Annotated in this window: 7 protein-coding genes; all 7 read right to left on the bottom strand. The window is 47.4% G+C overall.

What is annotated here, in order from left to right:
* Positions 1-117, bottom strand: a 117-nt coding sequence (locus A4E54_RS07360; protein WP_286725347.1) for an FAD-binding protein, incomplete at its 3' end; no start/stop codon positions are given.
* 24 nt (positions 118-141) lie between these two features.
* Positions 142-669 carry a gamma carbonic anhydrase family protein gene (locus A4E54_RS07355; RefSeq protein WP_286725345.1) on the bottom strand — a complete coding sequence of 176 codons (528 nt, stop codon included), beginning with the start codon at positions 667-669 and terminating at the stop codon, positions 142-144.
* Positions 670-683: 14 nt separating this feature from the next.
* The gene (locus A4E54_RS07350) at positions 684-1,310 is read right to left on the bottom strand and encodes a UbiX family flavin prenyltransferase (protein ID WP_286725343.1); all 627 of its coding nucleotides are present in this window, start codon (positions 1,308-1,310) and stop codon (positions 684-686) included.
* 29 nt (positions 1,311-1,339) lie between these two features.
* A complete protein-coding gene (locus A4E54_RS07345) occupies positions 1,340-2,605 on the bottom strand; it encodes a benzoate/H(+) symporter BenE family transporter (protein WP_286725341.1) in 1,266 nt (421 codons plus the stop codon).
* Between the two features lie 157 nt (positions 2,606-2,762).
* A complete protein-coding gene (locus A4E54_RS07340) occupies positions 2,763-4,076 on the bottom strand; it encodes a phenylacetate--CoA ligase family protein (RefSeq protein WP_286725338.1) in 1,314 nt (437 codons plus the stop codon).
* A gap of 31 nt (positions 4,077-4,107) precedes the next feature.
* A complete protein-coding gene (locus A4E54_RS07335) occupies positions 4,108-4,398 on the bottom strand; it encodes a hypothetical protein (RefSeq protein WP_286725335.1) in 291 nt (96 codons plus the stop codon).
* Positions 4,399-4,450: 52 nt separating this feature from the next.
* Positions 4,451-5,878, bottom strand: a complete 1,428-nt coding sequence (locus A4E54_RS07330) for a UbiD family decarboxylase (RefSeq protein ID WP_286725333.1) — start codon at positions 5,876-5,878, stop codon at positions 4,451-4,453.
* Positions 5,879-6,189: the final 311 nt, after the last annotated feature.

Here is a 6,189-nt window from a genome sequence, read left to right as displayed (position 1 = left end):
TTTACTAATCAGCAAAACTTCAGCGCCTTCTTTTCTAGATGAAATGGCGGCGCATAAACCCGCACCGCCGCCGCCTATAACCAGAACGTCCGTATTTATAACTTCTAATACCTCCATGTCTTTACACCTTTTTTCTCTTATTTATTCCACTTGTTCCATTCCATCCCGTATATATTGCTTAGCAAGATCAACATAGAGTTGCTTGCCCCACAGCCAAAATTCCCGGTCCCTAGCTTCCACGTCCCGTACAATATTAGCCGGATTACCCGCCACCACGACCCCACCGGGAATGATTTGACGGTTTTTAACCACGCTTCCTTCGGCGACAATAGTCCATGAGCCGATTTTGACATGAAGGCTCAAAATTGCTCCCATCCCAATTACCGCGTAATCTTTAATATCTTCCGCATGAACTATTGCACCATGTCCAATAGTTACGTTTTTCCCGATACGGCATTTACCACCTGTGGACGCGTGAATAATTACGCCATCTTCTATAGCTGTACCCGGACCTACTTCAATGGTGCCATGATCACCCCTGAGTATAGCTCCGGGGCCTATATAGCAATCATCACCGATTTTAACATCGCCAATAAGCATAGTAGCTTCACCCACGTAACTTTTTGCGCTTACTACCGGCGTTCGCCCGGCAAAACGGTATAAAGCCATAAACTATCCCCCCATCAAAAACGAGCCACCTGACTCATTTCATTAAACTTTACCGGATGCGAGTCAACCAGAGCAACCTCACCCCACCGGCGCGTCAGGTTATGCGGTAAGCCAAACTGGTCCATCACCCGCCCGACTAGATGATTAACCAAATCGTCGATGGTAGCCGGGTGGTTGTAAAAAGCAGGCATGGGCGGGACCAGATGTGCCCCCGCCCTATTCACTGCAAGCATATTTTCAAGATGGATCACATTTAAAGGAGTCTCCCGCGGAACCAGAACAAGCTTCTTTCTTTCTTTCAACATCACGTCGGCGGCACGGATAATAAGGTTTTCAGCCAATCCGTGGGCTATTGCCGCCAGTGTTTTCATGCTGCAGGGAATAACAGCCATACCGCTGGTTTGGAAAGAACCACTGGCAACCGCTGCTCCCACATTACGCAGATCGTGGCAGAAATTGGCTTTTTTGCGCACCGCGCCAACATCGTAATTTGTCTCTAAAGCAATTGTTTTTTCAGCCCAACTGCTCAAGATAAGGTGAGTTTCCACACCCGGACATTCTTGTAAAACCTCAAGCAACCGAACACCATAAATTGCTCCGGTAGCCCCCGTGATAGCGACTATAATTCGCTGAACATTCATGTTTGCACCCTCCTGCTCTTATCGTTGAATCATCCTTGGGAACTGGCTATTCCATCCGCTTCGGCAACGGGACGCAGAAAAGACTTAACATTCTCCCTTTCAAAAATTAATGAGACGATTATACCAACCAGCAAAGACCATACCGGAGAACTGATATTGTAGATTGAAAAATTGGAGTAAGCAACGATGAACGCGAAAAAGGCTCCAATTTGAAATTTATTCTTGCTGCTAAAAGCTACTTCAAACGCAGTGATAAATAAGCTGACCATTGCCAGCCCTGCCAAAACGTTCGCGATAGTCGCAGGCAAAGACCTTAAAAAAGGCACTAACAACCCGCTAATAAATGCAACAAAAACTTGGATGATCCCTTTTATAAATGCCCCGACCCACCTGGATTCCTTTGGCCCGGCATCTTCACAAGAAGTTATCGCAGTTATCGGGCCGGCGACTGTAATACTGTGCGCCAGGAAAAATGCGCCTATTGTTGAGCAAATACCGGTAGATGTAATCATTGTGTTAACAGGCGCATCAAATTTATTAGCTGTTAAAATCCCGTAACCTTTCAAAAAGTCAGCAAGCCCCAGCAACACCAGCGGTACGCCTATGGATAATATTGCGGCAAAACCAAAGTCGGGTTTTATTAAAAGAGGAGCATAAAATAGATCACCCATTGCCATCTTCGACTTCATGAGGTACATGCTCACAATTACGCCAACAACCAGCGCGATCGCCTGAGGCGGAATCTTCTTTGTAAAAAGACGGCTTACAAAAAACGCTAATAGTGTTAATCCGGCTCCTATATAATCCTTTTGAACCGATGTAACAATTCCCATTGCGTAACTAAACAAGGCCCCCGCAATCATTCCCATTATGATTGGTAAAGGCAAATATTTTACGACGGTTTTAATTAAGCCGGTAACGCCAAGGAAAAGTAATATTAACCCGCCAAAAATATATCCCCCGACCATTTGGTTCAATGAAAAAACTTTCATGAGACTGCCTATTACAATGATGCCCGGCAAAGAAAAGGCAATGGCTATGGGCTGTTGGTAGTAAAGAGACAAAAAAACCATTAACGTACCGCTAATAAAATAAATCGACATAAGCCATGTAACAATTTGCTGGTCAGTTAAATGGGCTTCATTAGCAATATTGATTAATAATATGATCGGGCCGCTCAAGCTAAAAACTGTTGCTATTAAGGCTGCGGTGACATTATTGATATTAAAACTATATGGCAGGGCTTTTAAGGATTCTCTAATCCCCGGGCCTTGTTCCAGTAAACCCTTAGTCACGCAAAACCCTCCTATCTTTTATAGATCTATCTACCTTTGAAACATTCCCAGTTAGGAAAAATTGGGGGGGGGGCGGTTCTTAATCACCCCCCACGGGAGGATCTCAGGGGACGGTGTTATAATCGCCCCCTTCCAATACTATTTTTTTGAGACTTGACTATCCTGCGCTAATCGACCGCTTGCCCCGCTCGTCGATAAATCTTTTGCCTTTATAATCTGAACGCGCGAGTGTCCCCTTGGGCACTGTTTGTATGTCAACCCGCAAGTTAAGGCGTTTTTTTAATTCGGTGGCAATGAGCTCGCTTACATCTTTCGACGAAGGAGTTGTTTCGATTTGTACTTTCAATTCATCCATGTCACCCCGGCGGTAAGCGGTAATCTGATATTCGTTTCCCAGTTCCAGAAACTCTTCCACGATATTCCCCATAGTGCTCGGGAAGACGTTTACCCCCCGGATAATCAGCATTTCATCCTGTCTCCCCAAGACCCCTCCGATTAATTTGCCGAAGGTCCGGCCACAAGCGCAAGACGATCTTTCCAAGCGCACCAGGTCATTGGTCCGGTAACGGATAGCCGGGCTGCACGTGCGCCCTAGATTCGTAAGCACCAGTTCGCCGGTCTCACCGTCCGCAACGCTTCTCCCGGTCTTTGGATCTAGGACCTCCACGACAAACTCGCTCTCAATAATGTGCAAGGCCTGGTTATCATGTTCGCACATAAAAGCATAGGTGCCGGTCTCGGTTAATCCCGGGTACTCAAATACTCTCGCACCCCAGGCTTTTTCGAGTTTCTCCCGCACGGACGGGATCATTGCTCCCGGCTCCCCGGCCAGGATAAGCACCCGGATGGCTGAATTGGCCAGGTCAATACCTTCTTCCTGGGCCGCCTCGGCCAGGCGCAGCATATAAGTGGGGGTACCGATGATTAAAGTGGCCTGGTTTTCGACTATGCTGTTCAAACGCTGCTCGGTGGTCCACCCCCCGGTGGGAATTGTCAATACATCCAGGTGCTGCGCCGCTTCGTATACACCCCAGAAAGCGGTATAAGGGCCGAAGTTAAATGGCAACAACAGGACATCCTTGTTTGTAACACCTGCCGCCGCCAGTGAATGGGCCATGCAACGCGCCCGCCAAGCCCAGCTATCTTTCGTGTCGAGCCATTTTAAGGGTTTGCCCGTGGTGCCGGTAGTCTGGTGGAACTGGACATAGTTCTCGAACGGTTCCGTTAAGTTTGTCCCGAAAACGGGATGATCTTCCTGATCCTTCTGGAAGTCTTTTTTGGTCGTAAACGGCAGCTTTGTTATGTCATTAAGATCCCGGATGTCTTCAAGCGCTACCCCGTGTTTCTTAAACCTGTCCTGGTAAAACCGGTTGCCCCGGTATACCTTTTTCAGCATGTCACATAGTCTTTGCCATTGGATGTCCCGTATTTTTTCACGAGGAGCTGTTTCAATTGCCGGATCGTAAAACATTACCTCCCACCTTTCTCGGAGTATAAACCGTTTACTTGTTCATGACGCTAAAGACGTCGGTGTAAGGACGACCTTTTACATAGTCAGGCAGTTCTTTCAAAATTTTAATCGCCCATGGTTCCGGATCAAGCACACCCATTTCTGAACGTACCCAGAGAGTGTCCGCTCCCGGCAGATTCCCGGCCGAGCGGGCTATCAAAGCTCTAACCTGCTTGGTATCGTATTTTCTCGGACCCGGCGTCAGGTCCTTAATAAATATGTCGCGCTCACCCTCATAAAGATCCGCATATTTACGAACATAGGTAAGATATTCTTTTGACATATAAATCTCTGCCTCCTTAAATTTATTTATTAGTCAAAAAGTGTCCGGATTTCTAAAACCCGTATTCATGCCACTTGGCCAGCACTTTATCCTGCGTTTCCTGCGAGTAAATCTCTTTGAAAGTAGCCCTTGGCGGGATGTTTTCTTTTGGCCATTCCAACGGCCAGGTAGCGTCAAAGGCCGCGAACGCTCCCTTGAGGATGCGCCGTTCATCCGCATCGTAACAGGGGGTGAGGGCATTGGACTTCCCTACAAAGTGCTCCACGACGATACTCCGTCCCGGGTGACACTTGGTGGCAAAAGCATGTATCCACTGTTTCATGTCAAAGACATCCACGTCTTTGTCTACCACGATCACTTTGGAAACCATTACCCGCCGCGCAATGAAGAAGTCAAGGACTTTCCTGGTTACTTCGATCCCGCCTGTCTTCACACCGACAATAACCAGGTGAGTGACTCCTTCAGGCGGCACATATACATCAGTTACGTCGACGCCACGCCTTTGCAGCCCTAATTTCATTCCCACGGCCGCAGTCAGGGAGGCGGCAATTGAACTGTCATCCACCGGGGCGCCAAGAGCGGTCATCGATAAAATGGGGTTATTCCGGTGTGTGATCGCTTTGATCCGGAAAGCTACGCCTTCCGCCATAGTGCCGCTCCGGAAGCCTGGGTATTCTCCAAAGGGACCATCCGGTACAATTGCGTCGGTGGGAATTTCTCCTTCAATAATGATTTCCGCATTGGCCGGCACCATAATGTCGCTTGTCTCGCACTTCACGAGATCGACCGGCTCTCCTCTTAAAGATCCGGCCACCTCAGCCTCATTTACACCAGGCCGCATAGGCGCGGTAGCCACCATATGATCAAGGGGATGTGAGCCAATAACTAAAGCTACCGGCATAGGCTGATTCTTGGGTACATATTTCTCGTTCAGCATCATGGCAAACTGGCTGGTAGTCTGAGGCCATCCGGCAAGAAAATTCTGGTTGTGGATCATGAAACGGTACATGCCCCAGTTCGTCCAGTTTGTTTCCGGGTCCTTGGTTATTACGGCATCCCAGGTGCCGATATAGCGCCCGCCGTCTCCCTCGTGAATGAGGGGGGCCGGCAGCCTGTAGATGTCCGCTTGTTCCCCGATGAAGACATTTTCCTTACAGGGAGCTGATTTACGATCAACGATATTGGGTTGCACCCGTCCTTCTATCCGCTTCTCATATTCCTTGTAAATCTCCCGCAACGGCGTGTCTGCATCCAATCCCATGGCGATGGCCACCCGCCGCCAGGTGCCACACTCACCGTTAATGACGGTGTATCCTTCCGGGTAATCCTTGATCTTCTCAAACCAAAGGCACGGGCCATACTGGTCGTATACCCGGCGGCTGATCGCTCCTAGCTCAATATCCCAATCCACTTCCTTTTTGATCCGCACTAATTCCTCATTTTGCTCAAGCTGTCCGATAAAATGCCTCAAATCTTTCATTGGTTCATTCCCTCCATGCCTTATTTTTGCTATTAAACTTTTTTCGGCTCCGCGGTTGCCTTAAAAGTAAAAGCTGATTATATTAACAGCAATTTATATACCAAGTCCTATTCCCAATAAATCCACCGTTTTACGGCGTTCTTCTGTCATTGACTTGCAAATTTTAAAAGGGTTGGTTCCCTTTTAGAGAACCAACCCCTTATTTCTACCTGTTCAAGAATTTAAAAATTTGAAAATTTAATTACAATTTTTATAATTTTCTTACATTTCACAATATATTTAATTGCTAAAATTAATAATTATTTTTAATG

The organism is Pelotomaculum sp. PtaB.Bin117, assembly GCF_002067195.1.
Lineage (GTDB): Bacteria > Bacillota > Desulfotomaculia > Desulfotomaculales > Pelotomaculaceae > Pelotomaculum_D > Pelotomaculum_D terephthalicicum.
Note: the sequence above shows the minus strand (reverse complement) of the source record. Positions and strands in the feature narration are given on the sequence as shown.